Here is a 22,445-nt window from a genome sequence, read left to right as displayed (position 1 = left end):
GACGCACCGGGATGGTAAGACATTACAGTCCGTTCGAGCAAGTACAGCCATGGCCGACTCCGACGTCGCGCGCGGACTTGAGGGAATCACAGTCGCCGGGACGCGCCTGAGTGACATCGACGGCGAGCAGGGCGAGCTCGTCATCGGCGGCTTCCCGCTCGCCGAGCTGGCGGGCAACGCGACCTACGAGGAAACCGTCTTCCTGCTGTTCGAGGACAGGCTGCCGGACGCCGACGAGCTCGATGCGTTCCGATCCGACCTCGCCGGGCGCCGCGAGATCGGCGACGAGGTACGGAGCGTCCTCGAGCAGGCAGCAGCGGAGGACAAGCCCGCGATGGACGCGCTCCGGATGGGTGCCGCGGCAGCGAACCTCGGTAGCGGCGAGGAGGATCCCGAGACCGACGCACGTCGCGTGATCGCCGTCTTCCCGACGATCGTTGCGACCTACTGGCGTTATCGACAGAGTGAGGAGCCCATCGAGCCTCGCGAGGACCTCCGCCACGCCGCGAACTACCTCTGGATGCTGAACGGCGAGGAGCCCGCGGACGCCGAAGCGCGCGGGCTCGAAACGTACCTCAACACCGTCGTCGATCACGGCCTGAACGCCTCGACGTTCTCTGCGCGGGTCGTCGTCTCGACGGAGTCCGACGTCGTCTCCGCTGCTACAGCCGCCGTCGGCACGCTCAAGGGGCCGCTCCACGGCGGCGCGCCCGGACCTGTCCTGCAGGATCTCCAGGCCGTCTACGAGTCTGGCGATCCGGAGGGCTACGTGCAGGACAAACTCGACGCTGGCGAGCGCATAATGGGCTTCGGCCACCGCGTCTACCGCGTCCGGGACCCCCGCGCTGCCGTCCTCTCCGAAGCCGCCGAGCAGTTCTACCGCGAGGGTGGGGCTGGCGACCCGGCATTCTTCGACGCCGCCGAGCGCTACGAGGAGGTGGCGGTCGAGGCGCTGGAAGAACACAAGCCCGACCGCCGACTCGAGACGAACGTCGAGTTCTACACCGCCGCGCTCCTCCACGGCGTCGGCATCCCCCGCCAGCTCTTCACCGCGACCTTCGGCATCTCTCGTTCCGGCGGCTGGATGGCCCACGCTCTCGAACAGCTGGAGGACAACCGGCTGATTCGCCCGACCTCGAACTACGTCGGCGAGAACGGCCGAAGCTGGACGCCCGTCGACGAGCGATAGCTGTTTTCCTCCGTCTGTCGCTACGCTGATTGCAGTTCCTTCCGGAGCTCGCTGGCCGTTTCCTCGACGTAATCCGCGAGCCCCCGGGCTCGCCGTGCGACGTCATGTGGAAGGTCGCGGTCGCCACGCTGGAGATGCAATGCCCGGAGGTAGAACACACCGTTGACGACGCTGAGCCGCCGCAGCTTCGCGTCCAGGTCTGCCGGGACCGATCGTACCGAGGCGTAGCCGTCAAGGAACGTCGATCGACCGTCGGGATTGTGGACTGCGTTCGGCGGCCCGAACATCGGGCCGATAGTCCGCAAGAGGTCGAACACCGGCGGCCCCACGACCGAGTGTTCGAAATCGAGGACGCGGACGACCGTCGCGGGCTCGACAGATCTGTCGACTCCGACGTGCTCGGGGAGCGCGTTTCCGTGGAGCAGGGATGGGGAGCCGACGTCGTCGAACGCTTCGGGAACGGCATCGACGAGGCCGAGGACCTCAGTCGCCACGTCGCCATACCCGCGAGGTTCGAGGAAGCGGCGGCGATCCTCGAGGAGTGCGCGGAGCGTGTCGCTCCAATGGTCATCGGTTCGGACCGCCAGCGCGTCGCCCTGGACCGCAAGGCGGCCCGGCACGTCAAAGCGATCGCTGGCCGCCTCGTGAAGCCGTGCGAGGCTCGTGCCCATCGCCTGACACCTCGTCGCGTCGACGGTCGGATCCGCCGGCAGGTCCTGGCACCAACCGGCAAGGAAGTGTTCTTCGCCGACCGCTATGACAGGCGGGACGGGTACGGGGGTCTCCTCACCGACGTACTCAAGGATCCGTCCTTCGAGTTCCGGATCGCCAATGGGATGCTGGGCGATCTTGCAGACAGCCCGGCGCCCGTCGAAGGTCACTTCATAGACCTCGTGCGGGCGCACGTCGTGCAGCCGTCGATGCACCGTAGTCTCGACGGGATACGATGCGAGCGCGTCGTGGACTGATCTCGTCATAGTCGTGCCGCGTTCGTGCGGCCGTCGGCCGTATCGCTGCTGCTCCGGCCTCAAAGAAGGACAGTGGTCGATATTTTGCCAACCTACTTCCTTCTTTCCGTCGCCGACGACGGATCCGCGCTATTTTTTCCCGGTGGCGAACAAGCACCGTCGATGGACTGCCGGCGTTGTGCCGAACCCCTCGACCGACCAGGCGATTACTGCCTGGTCTGTAATACCGCCAACGCCGACGCAGTCGTGATCGATGCCGACCGAGAGCGCGCGACGTTGACGATGCTCGACGAGGACGCCGTCGTCGGATCCAGCGTCGTCCGGACGACCGAGGAGGACGGCGAGAACGCGATCAAGGAGTTACGCAACTACGCCGGCCAGATCGCCGACGAGCTCCACCGCAAGCGGCCCGAGACCGTCTACGCCGCCGGCGAGCGCGAGGTGCTCCGGGAGATCCAGGGCGAGAGCCAGTACGAGCTGCTTCGCGTCGTCGGTGACGATCCAGTCGAGACCGCGATCGGGCGGAGGGGCGACCGCAGTCTCGACGTCGTCGATCGGCCGCCGATGGAGAAGATCGGTGGCTCGCACTCGACGCTCATCGGCGACCGCGAGGGGATGCGCGCGATCCGAACCGTCGCCGGTCATCCCCACGTCAAGAAGGTCATCCCGGGCCCGATCGACGCGGGCGGAAAGGGCTCGCAGTCAGGACTGCGCGCCAAGGCCACCCGCGCGGACGCTGGCGGAAACGTTCGCATGCTGCTGCGCGACGGGTCCTCCGTCCAGGAGAACCGCGTCGTCACCACCGCTCGCGACGCCGAGGGTGGGGAGCTCGTTCGCGAGGATCTCAACGTAGCTCTCGAAGAGGCCGACCTCCAGTGAGCGATTCGCGACTCGGCCGTCCGCCGTTCGGCGTGGACGGACCCGAGCGGGAGGGCTTCCAAGGCGTTTGCCCCGCTGGACCGGCGGCTACTGACTCGAACGTTCCACAGGTGGGTTCGCAGCCTTTATCAGCGCGCCACGGATACCAGAATTCACTATGGCCAGTAATTCGAGTCGGACCGGCAGCGCCGGCCGATTCGGCGCTCGCTACGGGCGCGTCGCCCGCAAGCGCGTCGCCGAGATCGAGGCGGACACGAACGCCGATCACGAGTGTCCCGAGTGTGGAGAAGAGCGCGTCGTTCGGACCGATACCGGCATCTGGGCGTGCGAGGCGTGTGACCACACGTTCACCGGCGGTGCCTACCGCCCCCAGACTCCTGCAGGGGAGACAGTGCGACGGTCGATCCGTGCAGCGCTCGCCGAGGACGAGGAAGACGACGCTGCCGAAGCATGAGCGCGTACAAGTGCTCCCGGTGCAAGCGTGACGTCTCCCTCGACGAGTACGGTGGCGTTCGCTGCCCGTACTGTGGTCACCGCGTCCTGCTGAAGGAACGCGGCGCCGACGTCAAGGAGATCAGCGTCCAGTAACGCCGTGGCGATCGAAGCCACGCTCGAATTTTCGTATGCGGATTCCGCAGTTGCTGAGATCGTCGAGCGTGCCGTGCGTCTCGACGCCGGAGCGATCGACGGCGACCGCTCAGGGGCCGTCGTCGCACGCACCGATGCAACGGTGATCGTCGAGATCGAAGCTGCGGATCCGGCCGCGCTGCGCGCAGCAAAGCGGACCTGGTGCTCGCTGGTCGGCGCGGCGGAGGAGACGGCGGTCACAGCCCGGTAAGCCGCGCGGTTGCGGCTCCCATTCGATTCCCGAAATCGCCCTCTGTCCAGCGTTTCTGTACCGGCCTACGGGAGTCGCGCCTCCTGATCGATAATGCGGGGGTTTTTCAGTGCACGGACCGATTTCCGATCCATGCAGGGTAGTCTGCCGCCGGAGGCACAGGAGAAAGTCGAGGAACTGCAGGATCTCCAGGAGACGGCACAGGAAGTCGCCGTCCAGAAGAACGAGGCCGAGACCTCGCTCACGGAGTCCCAGTCAGCTCTCGAGGAGCTCGAGGACGTGGACCCCGATACCGTCATGTACCGGGAGGTCGGTGAGCTCCTCCTCGAGACGGACTACGAGACCGCGAAGGACGAACTCGAGGAGAAGGTCGATAGCCTCGAGATCCGCGTCGAGACGCTCCAGAAGCAGGAGGAGCGCGTCCAGGAGCAGTTCGAAGAGCTCCAGGAGGAGCTCCAGGAGATGCTCCAGGGCGGCGGTGGCCCGATGGGCGGCATGGGCGGCGGTCCCGGCGCTGGCGGCGACTAAACATGAACGCCTCGGACGGCACGGACGACGGTTCGGCGGACGGAACCGCCGAGATCTCCGACGACGAGGTCGTCCAGACGGCCGCCGAGGCAGCCGAGCGGGTCGTCTTCTCGCGGTTCAGTCGTAGCGAGGTACAGGACGTCGACATCTCCGTGAGCTTCGAGGACGGTGTGCTCGAGGTCGACGTCTACATCGAGGCCGACGGCGACGCCGATCCCGAGCAGGTCGCCGACGACGCGGCGCTGGCGGCGCAGGGCGCAGTAGACGACCTCTTCGACGAGCCCTAGCTCCCGCTGCGATCGCCGTTCGGTCAGTACGACGGATCGTAGTGGCGTCGCTCTGACGAGCGAGGACCACTGGCAGTCAGTGCGACTGCCGATTCACTCGGCCACGGGCGGCCGATTACTCACAGATCGCGACGAAGTTCTCGAACAGCGCTTGCCCCTCCTCTGTGTGCGCGACCTCGGGATGCCACTGGACGCCGTAAAGGTCCCGCTCGGGGTCGCTCATCGATTCCACGTCACAGACGTCGCTCTCGCCGGTAAGCGTGAACCCGTCGGGGAGCACTTTGACCTCGTCGGCGTGACTCGCCCAGACTCGTGTCTCGGGGTAGAGTGAACCGGTGAGCGGGTCGTCTTCCTCGAGGACGTCGACGGTGACGTCGGCGTAGCCGCCGTAGTCGCCACCACCGATCTCGCCGCCGAGTTCGAGCGCCATCGCCTGCATGCCCAGGCAGATGCCGAGCACTGGAACGTCGAGGTCGAGGTACTCGCCGCAGCGACCCCGCTCGTCCATGTCGGGGCCACCGGAGAGCACGAGTCCGTCCGCGTCGATCTCCGACGGCGGGGTGTCGTTGTCGATGATCTCACAGTCGATCCCCAGATCGCGAAGCGCTCGCTGTTCTAGGTGGGTGAACTGGCCGTGGTTGTCCACCACGTCGATCCGCGTCATTGGTGACGGGTAGACGGACGGGGGAGAAAAGGGGTCCGATAGCTGCAGCGACGTATCTCGGTGCCGGGGCAAAGCCTAATTGGGTGTCCACGGAATCCTGGGTATGGAGCTATCTGCAGTTCGCGAGCGAATCGATCATCCGGCGTTCGCGACGACTGTCGGAGCCCTTGCGGGGTACGCCTTGATCCTGCTCGTCGTGTTCGGCGTACTGTTCGTCCTGCCGTGGCTACTGCTGGCCTTCCTCTGAGTAGCACAGCCAGGCGGCGAACGGCACGAATCGAGCACGTCCGAGAGTGAGAGAAAGAGAGAGAGTGGGTGAGAGTTCAGACTCGGGAGTGCCGTTCAGGGAAACAGCCAGAAACTAAAGCCGACGGCGTAGGCGTGCGAACGATCGGGAAAACGGTTCGATCAGGCGAAGGTCTTCGAGACGTCGTCCTCGGACTCGTCGGCCTGCACTTTGTCCCAGGCGTTCCGGAAGTCGGCTTCGCGGACCTCGGTCCGGTCGTCGCGGATCGCAAACATCCCCGCTTCCGTACAGATCGCCTTGATGTCGGCACCGGAGGCGTCCTCGGTCATCGCCGCCAGCTGCTCGAAGGCGACGTCGTCGGCCACGTTCATGTCGCGGGTGTGGATCTCGAAGATCTTCCGGCGGCCCTCTTCGTTGGGTTTGGGGACTTCGATGAGCCGGTCGAAGCGGCCGGGCCGGAGGATCGCGCGATCGAGCATGTCGAAGCGGTTCGTGGCCGCGATGATCCGGATCTCGCCACGGTCTTCGAAGCCGTCCATCTCCGAGAGGAGCTGCATCATCGTCCGCTGGACCTCCGCGTCACCGGAGGTCTTCGAGTCCGTCCGCTTGGCCGCGATGGCGTCGATCTCGTCGATGAAGATGACGGCGGGCTCGTGCTCGCGGGCGACCTGGAAGAGGTCGCGGACGAGCTTGGCACCCTCGCCGATGAACTTGTGGACGAGCTCGGAGCCGGCCATCTTGATGAAGGTCGCGTCGGTCTCTTCGGCGACGGCCTTCGCGAGCATCGTCTTCCCGGTCCCGGGTGGGCCGTGGAGCAGGACGCCGCTCGGGGGCTCGATGCCGACGGTCTCGAAGTCCTGGGGTTTGATGAGCGGCATCTCGACGGTCTCGCGAACTTCGAGGAGCTGTTCTTCGAGCCCGCCGATGTCGCTGTAGGTGACGCCGGGCGACTCCTCGACCTGCATCACGCGAGCCCGGACGTCGGTCTCGTCCTCCAGCGCCTTGACGATCGACCGGGAGTTGTTGAGGGCGACGCGGCTGTCGGGATCGAGCCGGTCGCGAAGCTCCTCGGTGACCTCCGTGAGCATCTCCTGGTTGTTGCCGTGTTGTTTGACGATCACGCCCTCGTCGGTGACCTCCTGGACCGTCGCGACGAACAGTGGCGACTGCTTGAGCTTCTTGTTCTCGTGGGTCAGCCGCTCGAGTTTCTGCTGGTACTTGTTGTTCTCGGCGTTCGCGTCCAGCAGCTTGTCCCGCATCTCCTCGTTCTGAGACTCCAGCACCTCCAGACGTTCTTGCAGCGCCTCGATCTTGTCGGACAGGGAGGCCTCCTGCTCGTCGTAGGGGAACTCGACCTCCTCCGCGGTGTCACTCATTGATGGCGAAGTAGGCGGTTGGTTCATAAGAGACTTCGGGTGACGACAGTTGCAACCACCGTCCTGGCAGGAGCATCACGGGGACCTGCGCAGGAACGTCGGGCAACTCGAACTCGAATGAATGTCTGAAGGTAATATTTCGAAAGAGGAAATATTATTAGACGGCATCCAGTATTCAGGAGTACGATGAGTGCATCCGAGTCCGCGCTGGCCGACGCAGACGGGTCGACAGCGTCCTGGGACGACGTCCGCGATCTGCCCCCGAGCGCCAAACTCGTCGCCAAGGTGCTCGAGTACAACGATACGCTGACCCAGAGTCAGCTCGCCGACGAGACGCTGCTTCCCCCGCGAACGGTTCGGTACGCCCTGAACCGACTCGAGGAGGAGGGCGCCGTCGACTCGCGATTCTCCTTCTCCGACGCCCGCAAACGTCTCTACACGCTCTCGATCGAGGAGTAAGTACCTCGTTGCGGTCGTTCGTTCCCGATTTCCCCTTTCTGCTCCTTTCGCTCCGTTCATCACACAAAGGCACACGCATACGCACACACCTCTCTCCATTTCTCTATCTCTCCATCTCTCTCGGCTCTCAGCTGCCCCGTTCGATCGGCAGTGGTGTATCGGGTCGGACGGGACGGCCACTGTCCCGATCTGGCAGCGCAGGGTCGCTGCTTGATCCCTACCCCTTCGCCGCGGTTCCGACCGGCCCGGTCGCCGCTCGCTTCATCACTGCGGCCTCTGCTTTGCGGAGGTGCTCGGCTGCAGTGCTCGGTGCACACCCGAGCTGGGATGCGATCGCTTCGATCGACGCTTCGCTGGGCTCCTCGTAGTAGCCCGCGTCGACCGCCGTCGCGACCACTTCTCGCTGGCGTTCGGTCAGTTCTCCGGCGGCCCGGAACGATCGCTGGGCGTACGGCTGGAGCGCGAGCACTTCGGGATCGAACGTCGCTGGGATCGCGTCGACCGTCGCGGAGAGTGCCTCGGCGGGGCCGACCAGCGATGCTGCCATCGTCCCGTCCATGCGGTACTCGAGCGGCGGTACCAGGATGACGCCGGGGCGGTCCACGGCGCCCGCGAGTCCGCGGTCGACGTCGCGGAGTTCGGCGTGGGTGTAGAGGTAGAATCCGTCGCCAGCGGCCTCCGTGACCGAGTGCGTGGCGTCGGTGGCGTGTTCTTCGAGCGCCGCGAGGTACGGATCGACCGGCCCCTCGACGTAGAAGAGGATCGTCATCCCCTCCTCGGGTCGCCCTTGCCAGTGAAGCTGCCAGTAGGCGCCGTAGCCACCGTGCTCGATCGCGAACTGGTGCATGGGGTGTCTGTCGGCAGGTGGGACGCTGAGGGAGAGGCGCACGTGCCGCATCGCACGGTGGAACAAGTCCTGTATGTATAAATGGACCACTCTGGACCGGCAGCAGATCCAGCGCCGCGCCCACCGTGGGCACTACCGTGAGCAGACAACGCCAGCAGCGACGACCGGACCCCGGGGAGGGGCGCTCTGAGGCTACAGACTCCCGTTCCACGGGAGCCGGGAAGAGGCTCCCTTCGTGGCTCCCCGCCTCCGTGGCCGAGCGAGTCCTCGACACAGACGACCACGCGAACGCGCCGGCGATCGTCGTCCGCCCCGACGACGTAGAGTCCGTACTCACGGCGCTCCGGACCGAGGCCGGGTTCGATCACTGCGCGTGCGTCACTGCCCAGCAGTACGACGACCGGTACGAGACGATCTACCACCTCAGGCGGTACGCCGATCCCACCGACGAGCTGAGCGTGGTCGTTCCGACGACGGCCGAATCGCCGACGAGCGAGTCCGGCGCAGCCGCCTTCGACACCGTACGCTGGCACGAGCGGGAGGCCTACGACCTCCTCGGCGTCGAGTACCAGGCCCATTCGAATCTCGAGCGGATCCTGCTCCCCGAAACGTGGCAGGGCCACCCGCTTCGGGAGGACTACGACCAGGATCGACCGCAGATCGTCACGCTTCGGGAGCACGCGAACCCGCTCGCGGAGGACCACCGGCAAAGATCGGATGCGGACGGCTCGGACACGATGTTCCTCAACGTCGGCCCGCACCACCCGGCGACCCACGGCGTGCTCCACCTGGAGGTCGCACTCGACGGCGAGCAGGTCCTCGACGTCGAGCCCGACATCGGCTACATCCACCGCTGTGAGGAGCAGATGTGCCAACAGGGCACCTACCGTCACCAGATCATGCCGTACCCGGATCGCTGGGACTGGTCCGGCGCCGGGCTTTGCAACGAGTGGGCCTACGCTCGGGTTGCCGAGGACCTCGCCGACCTCGACGTGCCGGAGTACGCCCAGGTCATCCGGACGATGTCCGCGGAACTCTCCCGGATGCTCGGCCACCTCCTCGCCGCGGGCACGTACGCGCTGGACATCGTCGGCGACTTCACGGCGCTGTTCATGTGGTCGATGCGCGAGCGCGAGCGGGTCCAGTCCGTCCTCGAGGAGCTCACCGGCCAGCGACTGATGTTCAACTACTTTCGGCTCGGTGGCGTCGCCTGGGACCTCCCCGAGCCTCGCGAAGCGTTCTTCGAACGGACCCGCGAGGTGCTCGAGGGCATCCCCGACGCGATCGAGGAGTACCACTCCCTGCTGACGAACAACGAGGTGATGCAGCTCCGGACGATCGACACCGGGCGGCTGGAACCGTCGGTCGCCAAGTCCTACGGCTGCACCGGTCCCGTCGCCCGGGGATCGGGCATCGACTACGACCTCCGTCGCGACGACCCCTACGGCTACTACGACGAGCTCGACTGGGAAGTCTGCGTCGAGGAGGGGTGTGACAACTACGCCCGGGTGCTGGTCCGGCTCCGCGAACTCGAGCAGTCCGCGAGGATCGTCGAGCAGTGCATCGATCTCCTCGAGGCCTGGCCCGACGCCGATCGGGAGATCCAGTCGAACGTACCCCGGACGATCAAACCCGAACGCGACGCGGAGCTCTACCGTGCCGTCGAAGGCGCGAAAGGGGAACTCGGCATCTACCTCCGCTCCGACGGCACCGACACGCCCGCCCGCTTCAAGATTCGCGGCCCGTCTTTCTCGAACCTCCAGGCGTTGCCGGAGATGGCCGAGGGCGGCTATCTCGCAGACCTCGTCGCGACGCTCGGTAGTCTCGACCCCATCATGGGCGACGTCGATCGGTGAGCCCGCCGATCCGTTCGACGGCCGGGTCGTTCGCCAGCTCGATTCTACGGGCCCGGCGCTCCACACCCTCAAGGGGAATACCGCAGCCAACCCTGTTCAATGCCGCTGCCCTCCGTGGCGCCCGTCGCCGACCTCCAGCTGACCTGCTTCTTGCTCGCCGCGATCTCCGCGGGAACGGTGCTGGGCACACTGACCGGGCTCGTTCCGGGACTCCACGCCAACAACGTCGCGCTCGTGCTCGCGAGCGTGGCCGTGGGGCTTCCCGGGCCGCCACTCGCCATCGCAGCGGCGATGCTCGCTGCCGGCGTCGCCCACACGTTCTTGAACGCGATTCCGGCCCTGGCGATCGGCGTCCCCGACGCGGAGATGGCCGTCTCGGCGCTTCCTGGCCATCGACTCGTTCGGAACGGACGCGGGCGGGAGGCCATCCGGCTCTCCGTGCTCGGGAGCGCCCTCGCGGTCGTGGTCGCCGTTCCGCTCGCGATTCCGATCACCGGCATCATGCTTCGTGGCTACCCCCTGATCATTGCGAACCTGCAGGTCGTCCTGGCGGTCGTCGTGGTCGGAATGCTGGCGATGGAGCACTCGCGACGCTCGCGCATTGGCGGCGCGTTGACTTTCCTCGGCTCGGCAGCGCTGGGATGGGGGTTTCTCGACGCCGATCCCGCCGCGCCGCTCGCCGCGGGTGGCGTGCTCGCACCGCTGTTCGCCGGGCTGTTCGGCGCGCCGATCCTGCTGGAGGCGATGCGCGGCGGGGGTGTGCCGCCGCAAGGTGACGCGGCGATCTGCTCGTCGCCGGGTGGCGTCGGCGCGACGGCACTCGCCGGAACGCTGGCGGGCGCGATCGTCGGCTATCTCCCCGGAATCTCGGCGGCGATCGCGGCCGTCGCAGTCCTCGTCGCGATGCCCGGCGACATTTCCGACCGCGGCTACCTCGTCGCGACGAGCGGCGTGGACACTGCCAACAGCATCTTCGCGCTGTTCGCGCTCTGGGCGATCGGCAGCCCGCGGACCGGCGTTCTGGTGGGCGTCGATCGCCTCGGTGCCCCGCTCAACGTTCCGGTGCTGACCGCCAGCGTCCTGCTGGCCGGCGGGCTCTCCGCGGCAGTCACACTCACCGTTGGCGACCGGTATCTGGCCGTCGTTGGCGGGCTGGACCACCGCGTCGTCGCTGGCGGCGTACTGGCGCTGCTCGTCGGCATCTCGTTCCTGTTTGCCGGTCCGCTGGGTGTCGGCCTCTTCGTCGCTGCGACGCTCGTCGGGATGGTCCCCGTCCGCGCCAGTGCGTTTCGCGTGCACTGCATGGGCGTGCTGATCGGGCCGTTGTTGCTAGCGGCGTGAATGGAGCGGTCTCCGTGTGAGTTCGTCACAGTCCGTTCGGCCCGCTTGCGGGCGGAAAGACAACCCTTAACCCCGATGCTGTGGAATCGGTTTCTATGAGCGAGTCCCAACAGAAGCGAGCGCAGAAGTGCGTCTCGTGTGGGATCAACGTCGCTGGCACGAACGCCGCGTCGTTCGACTGCCCCGACTGTGGCACCGGGATCCACCGGTGCGCGAAGTGCCGCAAGCAGAGCAACCTCTACAAGTGCCCGTCCTGCGGGTTCACGGGGCCCTAATCATGGGGAAGGTCGCCGCGCAGATCAAGGTCATGCCCCAGAGCCCCGACGTCGACCTCGACGACCTCGAGGAACGACTGGCCGACGCTCTTCCGGAGGGCGCGGAGATCAACGGTTTCGGCCGCGACGACGTCGCCTTCGGCCTCGTCGCCCTGCTCCCGACCGTCATCGTCGCCGACGGCGCCGGTGGCACCGAGCCCGTCGAGGAGGCCTTCGCGAGCGTCGACGGCGTCGAGTCCGTCGAAGTGCAGGAGACCGGCCGGCTGTAACGCCGGCGCCCGCTCCGCGGTTTTTCGGTTCACTGCCCTCGTAGCCGAAGCTGGATCGGTCGCTGGGGAACACTACGAGCGAGCGGCTGGGAATCGTCTCTGGCGGCTGCAGGCGGAGAACCCGGACCCGCGGGCCGTCCGCTCTATTCGGACCGCGTCGTCACTTCACAGCCGTCCTCGGTGACGATGACGGTGTGTTCCTTCTGGCTGACCATCGTCCCCTCCGCTTCCTGGAGCACGGGGTAGCCGTGTACGATGTCCTGTTGCTGGAGCCGTCGGAGCGCCATCTCCGGGCGGCGGACGTCGAGCCAGCGCGTCGCGAATGGCAGGGTTCGGAACTCCTCGGTGATCTGCTCGAGAGCCTTCCGGGCGTCGCGGTTCCGGATCGACCCCTCGTGTTCCAGTGCGAAAATCTCCTCGTGGGTGCCCTCCGAAACCTTGCCGCGCCCGTCCGTCGCGAACGGTTCGATTGCGACCACGTCGCCGGCCTCGAGCGTCGTGCCCTGTGAGACCTCGCGGTTGGGAATGTTCGGGGCGGCGTGTTGCTCCCAGCGTCCCAGCCCGTGCCCGGTGAGGTTGACGACGGGATTGTAGCCGCGGTCGTCGATGGCGGCCTCGATAGCGGCGCCGATCTCGCCGGTCTCGACGCCGGCCTCGATCTCGTCGATTGCGGCGTCGAGGGCCTCCGCGCTCGCGGCGACGAGGTCATCCCACTCGCCGGTGAGATCGACCGTCACCGCGGAGTCGGCCAGCCAGCCGTCGACGTGAACGCCGATGTCGATGTTGACGAGCTCCTCGCCGATCGTCCGGTCGTCGTCGACCGTGGCGGTCGCGTGGGCCGCCTCGTGATCGATCGAGATGTTGAGCGGGAAGGCGGGCTCGCCGCCCAGCTCGCGAATCCGGTCCTCCGCGAACGCCGCGATCTCGGCGTGGGATGCACCGACCTCGAGACGATCCACGGTGTCCGCACGTGCCTCTGCGAGAATTTCTCCGGCCTCGCGGTGTTTCTCGTACTGCTCGGCGTCCAGATCCGGATCGCTGTCCGTCATTGGCCGCGTTTCGACGGACGGCTGCAAAGGCGTTCCGACTCGGGGGGTCCCGACGGTGGCCAGGGGGCGCTACGGACGGCAGTCTCACCGATCGCTGGCGAACCGGACGCCCACGAACTCGAATCGCGCGCCGCCGCGGTCGCTCCCGGTGAGAGAGACGCCCCAGCCGTGTCCGCTCGCGATCGAGCGCACGATCGCCAGTCCAAGCCCCGTCCCGCTGCTGGAGGTCGTGTACCCCGACTCGAAGACGTCGGCGGCCTCCGAGTCGGAGATCCCGACGCCGTCGTCCTCGAGGTAGAAGCCGCCCCGATCGGCGAGCCGCCCGACGGTGACGGTGAGCGCCGGCCCCGCGGCCACGTCGCTGTCGCCGTCGGTTTCGATCGTTTCAGGGCCCGTGTCGCCGTCCGTCACTCCGACCGGCTGGGTCTCCAGCTCGTCCTCGTCGGGTGCCCCGTGTTCGACCGCGTTCCGGAAGAGATTCCCGAGGAGCTCCTGGAACCGATCCGGATCGGCGTAACACTCGAAGTCGGCGTCGTCGGCGACCTCGAGGGTCGCGCCGGCAGTCGGCGCCTCGTCCCAGGCCGCCTGGACGACGTCGAGGAAGGAGACCAGCTCGACTTCGTCGACGGTCTGCCCTTCGCGAGCGAGCGTCAGGAGGTCCTCGATGAGAGCTTCCATGTCGTCCATCGCTTCGATCGACCGTTCGAGCGCGTCGAAGTCCCGTTCGTCCCGGGCGAGCTCGGCGAACCCCTGGGCGACGTTCAGCGGGTTCCGGAGGTCGTGGGAGACCACGCTCGTGAACTGCTCGAGCTGTGCGTTCTTGCGCTCGAGCTCTGCGCGGTGCTCCTCGAGCTCCGTGACGTCCCGGAGGACGAGCATCGAGCCGCGGACTCGCTCGTGTCTGTCCCGGATGACAGTGTCGGTGAGGTCGAACGTCGCCACGCCGCCGTCCGTCGAGAGCTCGACGGTTCCCCCGTCTTCCCCCATCGCACTCGCGAGTGCAGGGCTGATCTCGCGGACGTGGGCGCGGTCGTCGGCCTCGTCGAGCCCCAGCGCCGCAGCGGCCGATTCGTTGTAATCGACCAGGCGGTCCCGCTCGTCGAGCACCACGAGAGGGTCCGCCATCTGCTGGATGTAGAGCTCGGTCGCGATCGGGGAGACGCTGAGGAAGTCGTATCTGAAGAGCGCCCACCCGACGACGATCGACTGGAGGACGAAGGCGACGGGGGTGAGATCCATCGCCTGGTGTGGTGCGAACTCCGTCCAGAAGAGGACGTACGCTGCGGTCGGCAACAGCGCCCCCAGGAAGATCGTCGCGGTCTGCTTGCGGTGGACGTTGCGCGTCCGGAGGAACAGGTGGCCCAGCAACGCGAAGCTGAAGATCACGAGCAGGACGATGTAGACGAGTTCGAATTGTCCGATCGGATGGTAGGTCACCGATACCAGCGTCAAACCGCCGTAACTGACGGTCTCGGTGCTGACGATGGCGCCGTGCCAGGGGTTGGTGATGACGCCGAGACTGTAGACCGCGGGCTGGCCCCAGAGCAAGGCGTGTCCCCACCACCGTAGCCGATCCCAGTACCCGGCGTACTCGATAGTGAAGAGGACCCACGTGACGCCGACAGCCACCGCCGCCACGCTCGCGAAGAGGTAGAGCCCGGTCGCGAAGCGCGGTCCGGGACTGAGAAACACGCCGAGCGTCCCCAGCAGATAGAGGAGCTGCGCGCCGAGGAACAGGTGGAACGTCTTCGTCCCCGGGGTGTTGCGTCGGCGCCACGCGACCAGAGCGAGCCCGAACGTGGTGATGCCGCCGGCGACGAGGAGGGCGATGACCGCGACGGCGATCGACGAGCTACTTGCCACGCATGAAATGGAGGGCGATTGCTGATTGAAGGTTTCGGCCAACGGTGTCTCTCAGGCTGCCGACAGACGTGCGCTCCCCGGCAACGGACGCCGTCTCCGGCGTCGTTATCGACGCCGGGTCGATTCGATCCAGGAACAGTTCGGACAGTCCCTCAAGCCGTGGACGTAGATCGACGTGGCGCCACACCGCGGACATCGCTCCGCACTGTCGGGGTCGATCCGGCGGGATTCGCCGGCACCGGTCCCGGTGTTCTCGGGCTGGACGGGCTCGGGCATCGTACGTCGCGATGGATACGACGACAATAAAACTGTGCTACGACGATCGTCGAATCCCGGGATCTACGGTGTCGACGCGCCGGTCCTGTTCCGGCCGGATACGTACCGATCAATAGTCGTCAACACCCCTATTATAAACCCTTTCAGCGGTAGCTGGCCCTCCATCGCGTAGATGGCGACAGCGCCCCTCACGTTCGGTTCAGACGTCGATCACCGACGGTTCGACCTCGACGCGTACGAGGACTGCTACGTCGTCGGTGACGTGCACGGTTGCATCGACCGGCTCGAGGCTCTGATCGAGCGTCTCGACCCTGCTCCGGCGGACCTGCTCGTGTTCGTCGGCGATCTCGTTCGAAAGGGCCCCGACAGCGCAGCAGTCCTCGAGTGGGTTCGCGAACGTCCCAACGCGCACACGGTTCTCGGCAATAACGAGGCGAAAGTCCTGGATGGCGTGACGACCCAGCCACCGATCCCCGAGTCCGGGCGATCGTATCTCCGGGACCTCCCGGACGTGATTACGTTCGACGACGCGATCGTCGCCCACGGGGGAATCGATCCCGGGACGCCGCTCACCGAACAGGACGCGGAAACGCTCAAGGAGATTCGTTCCGTCCCCGCCGGAGCGGGGTACGACGGCCCGTTCTGGTTCGAGCAGTACGACGGTCCCTACCGGGTCTACTTCGGACACACCGTTCTCGAAGCGCCCTTCGTGACCGAGCATGCGGTCGGACTCGACACCGGTTGCGTGTACGGGGGCCGCCTCACTGCGATGCGACACGGCGACGGCCAGGTGACGAGCGTCGACGGGCAGTTCGAGGAGTGGAACCGAGCGGCCGATCAGATCGTCTCGCAACCCAGCGAGCTCGCATGACCGAGGAGGGGGAGCGGGACGACCGGGCTGCACGGACGCCGCCGCTGAAGCGAGACGTTCCGGCTGTTCGGGGGTGTGGAGAGGGTAGCTCTGCCGACGTGGCCGGGCTGGCGTCCGGCCCCGCTGGAGAGGACGGCGATTCTATCGACCTCTCGAATCCGGATTTGTACTTCAATCGCGAGCGAAGCGAGCTCGCGTTCCAGCGTCGCGTGCTTCACGAGGCCGAGGACGAGCGTACGCCGTTGCTCGATCGGGTGAAGTTCTGCTCGATACTGACCACGAACCTCGACGAGTTCGTGATGAAGCGCGTCGGCGGACTCAAACAGCAGATCGCCGCCGACGTCACGCAGCGGACGGCAGACGGCCTGACGCCACAGGAGCAGTGGGAGGCCGTTCTTCCCGAGTGTCACGAGCTGCTCGAACGGCAGTGGGAGTGTTTCCACGAGGAACTCGTTCCGCGGCTCGCCGAGGAGGGGATCCACATCGTCGGTCGCGAGGACCTCACGGAGGCGACGCGCTCGGAGCTCCGCGACCACTTCGAGGAGTCGATACTGCCGACCCTGACGCCGCTCACCTTCGACCCGGCACATCCGTTCCCATTCATCTCGAATCGGAGTCTCTCCCTGGGGGTGCTCACTCGCGAGCCGCACGACTCTGGAGGTGCCGAGGCCGACGGCTCGGCGATCGATGGGGAGGAACCGCCGACGTTCTCCAGAGTCAAGATCCCCCGAAACCGACCGCGGTTCGTCGAGGTCGGCGACGGCCGCTATCTACCGATCGAGGAGCTGATCGTAGCGAACCTCGACCTGCTCTTCCCCGACGTCGAGATCGTCGATCACACGCTCTTCCGGGTCACGCGGAACGCCGAAGTTCGTCGCAACGAGGAGGTCGCCGAGGATCTCATCGAGCGCATCGAAGCGGTCCTGCGCGAGCGCCGGTTCGCGACGGTCGTGCGCCTCGAAATCGACGCGGACGCTCCAGCGGCGGTTCGTGAACTCCTCGTCGAGCAGCTCGATCTCGACGAGCGCGAGGTCGTCGACGTCGATGGCCTCCACGACGGCAGGGACCTCATGGAGCTGGCCAACCTCGAACGGCCCGATCTCTCTCGCGAGCCGTGGACGCCAAAACCGCATCCCCGGTTCTCCGACGGCCGTCACGACGACGTCTTCGACGCCATCCGCGACGACGACGTGCTCGTCCACCATCCCTACCACTCCTTCGACGAGACCGTTCACCGGTTCCTCGACGAGGCCGCAAACGATCCGGACGTCCTCGCGATCAAGGCCGCGATATACAGGACGGCGGCGGATTCGAAGATCATCGATAGCCTGATCGAGGCTGCACACAACGGAAAACAGGTCGCGGTGATGGTCGAACTGAAGGCGCGCTTCGACGAGGCCGCGAATCTCGAGTGGGTCGAGACCCTCGAAGAGGAGGGGATCCACGTTGCCTACGGAACGGTCGACTACAAGGCGCACACGAAGACGACGCTCGTGGTGCGCGAGGAGGACGACGGCGTCCAGCTCTACTCCCACGTCGGGACCGGGAACTACCACTCCGAGACCGCCAAGACCTACACCGATCTCGGACTGCTCACTGCTGACGACGACGTCGGCCAGGATCTCGTCAAGCTGTTCAACTACTTCACCGGTCACTCGCTGCCCGACGACTACCGCGAGCTGCTGGTCGCTCCGGAGAACCTCCGCGACCGACTCGTCGAGAAGATCCGCCGGGAGACGGCGATCGCGGCGGAGGGCGGCGACGCGCGGATCGTCGCCAAGCTCAACCGCCTCGAGGATCCCGCCCTCGTCCGCGAACTGTACCGCGCGTCGATGGCAGGTGTCGACGTCGACCTGATCGTCAGGGACATCTGTCGGCTCCGTCCCGGGATCGAGGGACTCAGCGAGAACGTCTCGGTTCGCTCCATCGTCGGGCGATTCCTCGAACACTCACGCGTCTATTACTTCCGAAACGCTGGCGATCCGGAGTACTACGTCGGTTCCGCGGACTGGATGGTCCGAAATCTCGACAACCGCGTCGAGGCGGTGGCGCCGATCGAGGACGAGTCCCTCCGCGCGGAGCTCGACGAGATCCTCCGGATCAACCTCGCCGACAACAGGCTGGCCTGGGAGCTACGGCCAGACGGCACCTACGTCCAGTGCCGTCCAGGTGACGACGCCGTCCGCAACACCCACCGGCGCCTGATGGATCGAACCCGGGAACAGGCCAGGGCCGCGGCTGCGACGCGGAACCGGTCCGACGGAGACGCCGATCCCGAGACCACCGACGAGGCTGCACCGAGCACACCCGGCGACTCGAACCGCGAGACTGGTGGTGCAGTGGCCGACACGGCGGCGACAGGCGATCGCGACGACGGGGGATCGTCCGCTTTCACCGCCGATACTGCTACCGAGTCCTCGAGTTCTCGAGAGAGCGATAGCCTGTCCGATGGTGAGCCCTCCTCTGGGGACGCGTCCGAACGCTCCGAATCCGACTGACTTCGTGCGGACCGAGCCGCGCGAATCGAGCCGCTCGGCAGGCTCGCTGGCGGGCCGACGCCGGGGTGACCGTTACCGCCGTGCAGTTGCGGTCTGCATCGCCTCGCTGTCGAACGCGCTGCCGAGCCCGCCCGCCGCGTCGGCGACGATGACGCCGGCGGTGCCATTTGCGTGTTCGGCGAACGCGTCGATCGCCCGCTCGGCAGCCGCGTCCGCGTCCTCACCGTCCTCGACTGCAGTGACGGCGTCCTTCGCGACCGTCGTCCGGACGATGTCTTCGCCGGACCCGGTCGCGCTCGCACCCGCCGCGTCGGTCGCGAAGAAGCCGGAGCCGACCTGTGGCACGTCGCCAACGCGTCCTGCTAGTGCGGCCCAGCGACCGCCGGTCGACGTCGCTGCCGCGATCTCCTCGCCGTCGCGAGCGACGGCACCGACGGTGTCGAGCGGGCCAGCGGCTCCGTCACCCTCGCCGTAGTTCGCGTTCACCCAGTCGAGCTGGACTTCTGGGTGGTTCGGCGGCGCGTCGAGGTCCTCCCAGCGCTCGCGCGTGCGGTCGCTCCAGAGATCCACCTCGACCGGAACGTCGAACGCTTCCGCGAGGTCGACGGCGTGGACACCCGCCACCTGGACGTGGGGAGTCTCCTCCATGACGACGCGAGCCGCGGTGACCGCGTGTTCGACGCCAGGCATCGACGCGACTGAGCCGATGGAACGGTCGGCGGTCATCAGTCCTGCGTCGGTCCGTGGGATACCGTCGGCCTGGACGCTGGCACCGACGCCGGCGTTGAACCGCGGATCGTGTTCGAGCCCGCGGATCGCGACCTCGACGGCGTCGAGCGGCGTCGTCTCTGCGACGCCAGCCGTCGCGGCGGCTTCGAGCGACCGCTGGCGTCTGGCTGGTTCGTCGGGCGCGCTGCCTGCGCCGCCGTGGACGATCAGATCCATCCTCGCCTCCCGGTGGGAGGCACACCTCCGTGCATGATTCGATCGTCGGGGGCGACCGTGAAATACGCCGCGGCTCGGCGAGGCGAGTGTCGATCCGTTCGGTCGAATCTCAGGGCGGCTCAGAAGTCGTCGAGCGTCGCCTGGTTCCGTCGAAGCGAGCGACCGCGATACCCCCGTCCGGTGAGCGCTTCGGCGAGCTCGTCCGCGAAGCCGTGCTGGGTGTAGACGGCGTCGGGATCGACCGCTTCGACGAGTGCGAGGAGCTCCTCGAAGTCGCAGTGGTCGGAGAGCGGGAACGTCTCGTCGTAGCCGGTGCGATAGCGAAACGACGAGCCGGCCGCCCACCCGGAAAAGCCGGCGGTGAGCGCGTCGGTCTCCGCCGCGAGCTCCCGAATGCGGTCGCTCCGGGCGACGCTCGCGGGCACGACGAGGGCGTCGCCAGCTTCGAGCGTCGTTTCGAGGGACGCCCGTTGGTCCGTGGCCGTCTCGTCCAGCAGCTCGACGTCGAAGGACGCGTCGCTCGCCGATTCGATCGGTTCGTTGACTGCCGCGACGCTCTCCGAGACGAGACAGCGGGTCCGGTCGGACCGCGCGACGACGTCCTGGAGTTTCTGGGCGCGCCCGAGCGCGTAGCCGACGCAGATCACGGGCCGGTCCATCGTCTCATCCAGCCACGAGAAGATCTCCCGCTCGATCTCGTCGTGGTCCGGGAAGACGTAGCCCGGTTTGCCGTACGTCGCCTCGACGATCAGGACGTCGGCGTCGGGCGGGTCGAACCCATCGAGGTGACAGCGATCGCGCGTGCAGACGTCCCCGGTGTAGCAGTACCGGGTCTCGCCGTCGTCGATCAGCGCGGCACGGGAGCCCGCAACGTGCCCCGCGGGAAGCAGGGTGACGGCGGGGTGATCGGCGACTGAGAGCTCGCTGCTTTGCCGAACGCCAGCGAGCGTTGCGGTCAGTGCTGAGCAGACGGTCGGGCTGTCGGCGGCTGTGTGCCCACTCGGCAGGTGATCGGTGTGGGCGTGTGAACAGACGGCGACGTCGCCGTCCGGCCGCTTGCCGTCGGCGACGACCGTCCCGATCTCGGTCTCGATTCGGACGCCGTCGCCGAGTGACACGGACCCGCGCACTGGAGCGTGTTGGCGTCCAGGGCGTATGACGGTTCCGTCGGTCGCGTGGCGTTCGAGTCACACGATGCTCACGTCAGTCGAGGAATGACACACCCTGGCACGGGGCCGCCGAAACGGCATCCCTTTAGGCGCGAGTCAAGAAGCGCGCGACATGGCATACGACAAGATCGAGGTTCCCGCCGAGGGCGAGCAGATTTCGGCTGGATCCGACGGACTCGAGGTTCCCGACAACCCCATCATCCCGATCATCCACGGCGACGGCATCGGGCAGGACGTCGGCCCCGCGGCGCAGCGAGTGCTCGAGGCCGCAGCGAACGCGACTGGCCGCGAGATCAGCTGGATGCGCCTCTACGCCGGCCAGAGCGCTCGCGACAAATACGGCGAGGACGTCAACCTCCCCGACGAGACCGTCGACGCGATCCGGGAGCACCGCGTCGCCATCAAGGGTCCGCTGACGACGCCCGTCGGCGCCGGCTACCGCTCGCTGAACGTCGCGCTACGCCAGACGCTCGATCTCTTCGCGAACGTTCGCCCAACGTACTACCTCGACGGCGTCCCCTCACCGATGAAGGCGCCCGAGGAGATGGACATGGTGACGTTCCGGGAGAACACCGAGGACGTCTACGCCGGCATCGAGTGGGAGCAGGGAACCGAGGAGGTCGAGCAGGTCCGGGAGTTCGTCGAGGAGGAGATGGGCTTCGATTCGACCATGCACGAGGGGCCGATCGGGCTCGGCCTCAAGCCGATCTCGGAGAAGGGCTCCAAGCGCCTCGTCCGCGAGGCGATCGACTACGCCATCGAGAACGACCGCGACAAGGTCACCCTCGTCCACAAGGGGAACATCATGAAGTTCACCGAGGGCCAGTTCGGCACCTGGGGGATGGAAGTCGCCGAGGAGGAGTACCCCGACGAGGAGGTCTTTGCCGCACCCGACTCCCTCTGGGAAGAGCAGGACGAGGTCGACATTCCCGAGGACGCCGTCATGGTCGAGGAGCGCCTCGCCGACGCCATGCTCCAGTGGATGCAACTGCGCACCGACGAGTTCGAGGTCCTCGCGATGCCGAACCTCAACGGTGACTACCTCTCCGACGCCGCAGGCGCCCAGATCGGCGGCCTCGGCATCGCACCCGGCGGGAACTTCGGCGAACAGCGCATGCTCGCCGAGCCCGTCCACGGCTCCGCACCCAAGCGCGCTGGCCAGAACATGGCGAACCCGACCGCACTCATCCTCTCCGGCCGCCTGATGTTCGAGTACATCGGCTGGCAGGAGGCCGCGGATCTCATCCACGACGCCGTCGAGCAGACGATCTCCAACGGCAAGGTCACCTACGACCTCGAACGCCAGCTTGAGGGCGCCGAGAAGCTCGGCACCGACGAGTACGCCGACGAGATCGTGCAGACGATCGAGGAGCTCGCCTGAACGGCACGCTCCGCGCTCCGGATTCGAGTCGTTCGTTCTACGTCGAACGTCGCCGATCCGTTCGCTGCTGCGTTCGACTGCTGGAGATTACGGCGGTCAGTTGCCTGACCGAGTGGCAATCAGGTACGCACCGGAACGGTCGAGCGTCCGCCCTCGGTCGAGCCTCACGAACGACGATATCGCCGGCTCACTGGATGTAGGAGGGATCCTCCGAGTCGCAGTTTTCCTCGTGTTGCCCCGCGTCGTCCCGATCGTCGAACAGCAGTCCACACTTCTCGCACTCGTACCACGTCATGTCGTCCCGCTCCGTTTGGACTACCATGTGTGAGTATGGCACGTTGACGACCAAAGGCGTTTCTCCGGTGAGGGT

The 22,445-nt window shown here is 66.7% G+C and carries 25 protein-coding genes; 16 read left to right on the top strand and 9 right to left on the bottom strand.

What is annotated here, in order from left to right:
* Positions 1–49 precede the first annotated feature (49 nt).
* Positions 50–1,189, top strand: a complete 1,140-nt coding sequence (locus tag ACZ5KP_RS01610) for a citrate synthase (protein WP_460919181.1) — start codon at positions 50–52, stop codon at positions 1,187–1,189.
* A gap of 20 nt (positions 1,190–1,209) precedes the next feature.
* Here the strand turns inward: ACZ5KP_RS01610 and ACZ5KP_RS01605 are convergent, their stop codons facing one another.
* Positions 1,210–2,166 (bottom strand): phosphotransferase, encoded by a 957-nt coding sequence (locus ACZ5KP_RS01605; RefSeq protein WP_460919178.1) that lies wholly within the window; start codon positions 2,164–2,166, stop codon positions 1,210–1,212.
* A 153-nt stretch (positions 2,167–2,319) separates the two neighbouring features.
* On the opposite strand from ACZ5KP_RS01605, the gene ACZ5KP_RS01600 reads away from it, so the two are divergent.
* From ACZ5KP_RS01600 to ACZ5KP_RS01575, 6 genes are all read left to right on the top strand, one after another.
* The gene (locus ACZ5KP_RS01600) at positions 2,320–3,036 is read left to right on the top strand and encodes a DUF2103 domain-containing protein (RefSeq protein ID WP_460919175.1); all 717 of its coding nucleotides are present in this window, start codon (positions 2,320–2,322) and stop codon (positions 3,034–3,036) included.
* 157 nt (positions 3,037–3,193) lie between these two features.
* The gene (locus tag ACZ5KP_RS01595) at positions 3,194–3,490 is read left to right on the top strand and encodes a 50S ribosomal protein L37ae (protein WP_460919173.1); all 297 of its coding nucleotides are present in this window, start codon (positions 3,194–3,196) and stop codon (positions 3,488–3,490) included.
* Positions 3,487–3,624 carry a DNA-directed RNA polymerase subunit P gene (locus ACZ5KP_RS01590; RefSeq protein WP_460919170.1) on the top strand — a complete coding sequence of 46 codons (138 nt, stop codon included), beginning with the start codon at positions 3,487–3,489 and terminating at the stop codon, positions 3,622–3,624. The genes ACZ5KP_RS01595 and ACZ5KP_RS01590 overlap by 4 nt, the downstream gene beginning before the upstream one ends.
* 4 nt (positions 3,625–3,628) lie before the next feature.
* Entirely contained in the window at positions 3,629–3,874 is a 246-nt protein-coding gene (locus tag ACZ5KP_RS01585; RefSeq protein ID WP_460919167.1) for a KEOPS complex subunit Pcc1, read from the top strand.
* A 132-nt stretch (positions 3,875–4,006) separates the two neighbouring features.
* The gene (locus ACZ5KP_RS01580) at positions 4,007–4,402 is read left to right on the top strand and encodes a prefoldin subunit beta (RefSeq protein WP_460919165.1); all 396 of its coding nucleotides are present in this window, start codon (positions 4,007–4,009) and stop codon (positions 4,400–4,402) included.
* A 2-nt stretch (positions 4,403–4,404) separates the two neighbouring features.
* Positions 4,405–4,689 (top strand): DUF3194 domain-containing protein, encoded by a 285-nt coding sequence (locus ACZ5KP_RS01575; protein ID WP_460919162.1) that lies wholly within the window; start codon positions 4,405–4,407, stop codon positions 4,687–4,689.
* Between the two features lie 115 nt (positions 4,690–4,804).
* On the opposite strand, the gene ACZ5KP_RS01570 is transcribed toward ACZ5KP_RS01575, so the two are convergent.
* The gene (locus tag ACZ5KP_RS01570) at positions 4,805–5,353 is read right to left on the bottom strand and encodes a GMP synthase subunit A (RefSeq protein WP_460919160.1); all 549 of its coding nucleotides are present in this window, start codon (positions 5,351–5,353) and stop codon (positions 4,805–4,807) included.
* Between the two features lie 103 nt (positions 5,354–5,456).
* Between ACZ5KP_RS01570 and ACZ5KP_RS01565 the strand changes: the two genes are divergently transcribed.
* A complete protein-coding gene (locus ACZ5KP_RS01565) occupies positions 5,457–5,600 on the top strand; it encodes a hypothetical protein (protein ID WP_460919158.1) in 144 nt (47 codons plus the stop codon).
* A gap of 161 nt (positions 5,601–5,761) precedes the next feature.
* Here the strand turns inward: ACZ5KP_RS01565 and pan1 are convergent, their stop codons facing one another.
* A complete protein-coding gene (gene pan1 / locus ACZ5KP_RS01560; protein WP_460919156.1) occupies positions 5,762–6,976 on the bottom strand; it encodes a proteasome-activating nucleotidase Pan1 in 1,215 nt (404 codons plus the stop codon).
* A gap of 186 nt (positions 6,977–7,162) precedes the next feature.
* Here pan1 and ACZ5KP_RS01555 point away from each other — a divergent pair, with 186 nt between their 5' ends.
* On the top strand, positions 7,163–7,435 hold the full coding sequence (locus ACZ5KP_RS01555) for a MarR family transcriptional regulator (protein WP_460919153.1): 273 nt from the start codon (positions 7,163–7,165) through the stop codon (positions 7,433–7,435).
* Between the two features lie 217 nt (positions 7,436–7,652).
* On the opposite strand, the gene ACZ5KP_RS01550 is transcribed toward ACZ5KP_RS01555, so the two are convergent.
* Positions 7,653–8,333, bottom strand: a complete 681-nt coding sequence (locus ACZ5KP_RS01550; protein WP_460919150.1) for a helix-turn-helix domain-containing protein — start codon at positions 8,331–8,333, stop codon at positions 7,653–7,655.
* Positions 8,334–8,533: 200 nt separating this feature from the next.
* Between ACZ5KP_RS01550 and ACZ5KP_RS01545 the strand changes: the two genes are divergently transcribed.
* The 4 genes from ACZ5KP_RS01545 to ACZ5KP_RS01530 all read left to right on the top strand — a co-directional run bounded on the left by ACZ5KP_RS01545 (position 8,534) and on the right by ACZ5KP_RS01530 (position 12,023).
* A complete protein-coding gene (locus ACZ5KP_RS01545) occupies positions 8,534–10,138 on the top strand; it encodes an NADH-quinone oxidoreductase subunit D (protein ID WP_460919147.1) in 1,605 nt (534 codons plus the stop codon).
* 99 nt (positions 10,139–10,237) lie between these two features.
* Positions 10,238–11,479 (top strand): tripartite tricarboxylate transporter permease, encoded by a 1,242-nt coding sequence (locus ACZ5KP_RS01540; RefSeq protein ID WP_460919145.1) that lies wholly within the window; start codon positions 10,238–10,240, stop codon positions 11,477–11,479.
* 95 nt (positions 11,480–11,574) lie between these two features.
* The gene (locus ACZ5KP_RS01535) at positions 11,575–11,754 is read left to right on the top strand and encodes an HVO_2753 family zinc finger protein (RefSeq protein ID WP_460919142.1); all 180 of its coding nucleotides are present in this window, start codon (positions 11,575–11,577) and stop codon (positions 11,752–11,754) included.
* A 2-nt stretch (positions 11,755–11,756) separates the two neighbouring features.
* On the top strand, positions 11,757–12,023 hold the full coding sequence (locus ACZ5KP_RS01530) for an elongation factor 1-beta (protein WP_460919140.1): 267 nt from the start codon (positions 11,757–11,759) through the stop codon (positions 12,021–12,023).
* 143 nt (positions 12,024–12,166) lie between these two features.
* On the opposite strand, the gene map is transcribed toward ACZ5KP_RS01530, so the two are convergent.
* Both map and ACZ5KP_RS01520 read right to left on the bottom strand, forming a co-directional pair.
* Positions 12,167–13,072: a type II methionyl aminopeptidase gene (gene map, locus ACZ5KP_RS01525; protein ID WP_460919138.1), complete on the bottom strand. Its 906-nt coding sequence runs from the start codon at positions 13,070–13,072 to the stop codon at positions 12,167–12,169.
* Positions 13,073–13,156: 84 nt separating this feature from the next.
* The gene (locus tag ACZ5KP_RS01520; RefSeq protein WP_460919136.1) at positions 13,157–14,935 is read right to left on the bottom strand and encodes a sensor histidine kinase; all 1,779 of its coding nucleotides are present in this window, start codon (positions 14,933–14,935) and stop codon (positions 13,157–13,159) included.
* Positions 14,936–15,383: 448 nt separating this feature from the next.
* On the opposite strand from ACZ5KP_RS01520, the gene ACZ5KP_RS01515 reads away from it, so the two are divergent.
* Together ACZ5KP_RS01515 and ppk1 are read left to right on the top strand one after the other, a co-directional pair.
* Positions 15,384–16,082 (top strand): metallophosphoesterase family protein, encoded by a 699-nt coding sequence (locus ACZ5KP_RS01515; protein ID WP_460919133.1) that lies wholly within the window; start codon positions 15,384–15,386, stop codon positions 16,080–16,082.
* Positions 16,079–18,580 carry a polyphosphate kinase 1 gene (gene ppk1, locus ACZ5KP_RS01510; protein ID WP_460919130.1) on the top strand — a complete coding sequence of 834 codons (2,502 nt, stop codon included), beginning with the start codon at positions 16,079–16,081 and terminating at the stop codon, positions 18,578–18,580. Before ACZ5KP_RS01515 ends, ppk1 begins: the two co-directional genes overlap by 4 nt.
* 72 nt (positions 18,581–18,652) lie before the next feature.
* Here the strand turns inward: ppk1 and ACZ5KP_RS01505 are convergent, their stop codons facing one another.
* Together ACZ5KP_RS01505 and ACZ5KP_RS01500 are read right to left on the bottom strand one after the other, a co-directional pair.
* Complete coding sequence (locus ACZ5KP_RS01505; protein WP_460919127.1) at positions 18,653–19,525, bottom strand: isoaspartyl peptidase/L-asparaginase; 873 nt, start codon at positions 19,523–19,525, stop codon at positions 18,653–18,655.
* Between the two features lie 119 nt (positions 19,526–19,644).
* Positions 19,645–20,655: an mRNA 3'-end processing factor gene (locus tag ACZ5KP_RS01500; protein WP_460919123.1), complete on the bottom strand. Its 1,011-nt coding sequence runs from the start codon at positions 20,653–20,655 to the stop codon at positions 19,645–19,647.
* Between the two features lie 151 nt (positions 20,656–20,806).
* On the opposite strand from ACZ5KP_RS01500, the gene icd reads away from it, so the two are divergent.
* Complete coding sequence (icd, locus tag ACZ5KP_RS01495) at positions 20,807–22,075, top strand: isocitrate dehydrogenase (NADP(+)) (RefSeq protein ID WP_460919120.1); 1,269 nt, start codon at positions 20,807–20,809, stop codon at positions 22,073–22,075.
* Positions 22,076–22,262: 187 nt separating this feature from the next.
* Here icd and ACZ5KP_RS01490 read toward each other — a convergent pair whose 3' ends face one another.
* A complete protein-coding gene (locus ACZ5KP_RS01490) occupies positions 22,263–22,397 on the bottom strand; it encodes a DUF7128 family protein (RefSeq protein ID WP_460919118.1) in 135 nt (44 codons plus the stop codon).
* Positions 22,398–22,445: the final 48 nt, after the last annotated feature.

This window comes from Salinarchaeum chitinilyticum (assembly GCF_055390775.1).
This window is presented reverse-complemented; position numbering and strand designations above follow the sequence as displayed.

What these genes read in the sequence shown, in the direction of transcription:
- ACZ5KP_RS01575 (WP_460919162.1), top strand. Translation starts at nt 4,405, where the DNA reads ATGAACGCCTCGGACGGCACGGACGACGGTTCGGCGGACGGAACCGCC.
- ACZ5KP_RS01590 (WP_460919170.1), top strand. Translation starts at nt 3,487, where the DNA reads ATGAGCGCGTACAAGTGCTCCCGGTGCAAGCGTGACGTCTCCCTCGAC.
- ACZ5KP_RS01505 (WP_460919127.1), bottom strand. Translation starts at nt 19,525, where the DNA reads ATGGATCTGATCGTCCACGGCGGCGCAGGCAGCGCGCCCGACGAACCA.
- ACZ5KP_RS01570 (WP_460919160.1), bottom strand. Translation starts at nt 5,353, where the DNA reads ATGACGCGGATCGACGTGGTGGACAACCACGGCCAGTTCACCCACCTA.
- map (WP_460919138.1), bottom strand. Translation starts at nt 13,072, where the DNA reads ATGACGGACAGCGATCCGGATCTGGACGCCGAGCAGTACGAGAAACAC.
- ACZ5KP_RS01540 (WP_460919145.1), top strand. Translation starts at nt 10,238, where the DNA reads ATGCCGCTGCCCTCCGTGGCGCCCGTCGCCGACCTCCAGCTGACCTGC.
- ACZ5KP_RS01555 (WP_460919153.1), top strand. Translation starts at nt 7,163, where the DNA reads ATGAGTGCATCCGAGTCCGCGCTGGCCGACGCAGACGGGTCGACAGCG.
- ACZ5KP_RS01610 (WP_460919181.1), top strand. Translation starts at nt 50, where the DNA reads ATGGCCGACTCCGACGTCGCGCGCGGACTTGAGGGAATCACAGTCGCC.
- ACZ5KP_RS01595 (WP_460919173.1), top strand. Translation starts at nt 3,194, where the DNA reads ATGGCCAGTAATTCGAGTCGGACCGGCAGCGCCGGCCGATTCGGCGCT.
- ACZ5KP_RS01490 (WP_460919118.1), bottom strand. Translation starts at nt 22,397, where the DNA reads ATGGTAGTCCAAACGGAGCGGGACGACATGACGTGGTACGAGTGCGAG.
- pan1 (WP_460919156.1), bottom strand. Translation starts at nt 6,976, where the DNA reads ATGAGTGACACCGCGGAGGAGGTCGAGTTCCCCTACGACGAGCAGGAG.
- ACZ5KP_RS01600 (WP_460919175.1), top strand. Translation starts at nt 2,320, where the DNA reads ATGGACTGCCGGCGTTGTGCCGAACCCCTCGACCGACCAGGCGATTAC.
- ACZ5KP_RS01580 (WP_460919165.1), top strand. Translation starts at nt 4,007, where the DNA reads ATGCAGGGTAGTCTGCCGCCGGAGGCACAGGAGAAAGTCGAGGAACTG.
- ppk1 (WP_460919130.1), top strand. Translation starts at nt 16,079, where the DNA reads ATGACCGAGGAGGGGGAGCGGGACGACCGGGCTGCACGGACGCCGCCG.
- ACZ5KP_RS01565 (WP_460919158.1), top strand. Translation starts at nt 5,457, where the DNA reads ATGGAGCTATCTGCAGTTCGCGAGCGAATCGATCATCCGGCGTTCGCG.
- icd (WP_460919120.1), top strand. Translation starts at nt 20,807, where the DNA reads ATGGCATACGACAAGATCGAGGTTCCCGCCGAGGGCGAGCAGATTTCG.
- ACZ5KP_RS01550 (WP_460919150.1), bottom strand. Translation starts at nt 8,333, where the DNA reads ATGCGGCACGTGCGCCTCTCCCTCAGCGTCCCACCTGCCGACAGACAC.
- ACZ5KP_RS01605 (WP_460919178.1), bottom strand. Translation starts at nt 2,166, where the DNA reads ATGACGAGATCAGTCCACGACGCGCTCGCATCGTATCCCGTCGAGACT.
- ACZ5KP_RS01515 (WP_460919133.1), top strand. Translation starts at nt 15,384, where the DNA reads ATGGCGACAGCGCCCCTCACGTTCGGTTCAGACGTCGATCACCGACGG.
- ACZ5KP_RS01535 (WP_460919142.1), top strand. Translation starts at nt 11,575, where the DNA reads ATGAGCGAGTCCCAACAGAAGCGAGCGCAGAAGTGCGTCTCGTGTGGG.
- ACZ5KP_RS01530 (WP_460919140.1), top strand. Translation starts at nt 11,757, where the DNA reads ATGGGGAAGGTCGCCGCGCAGATCAAGGTCATGCCCCAGAGCCCCGAC.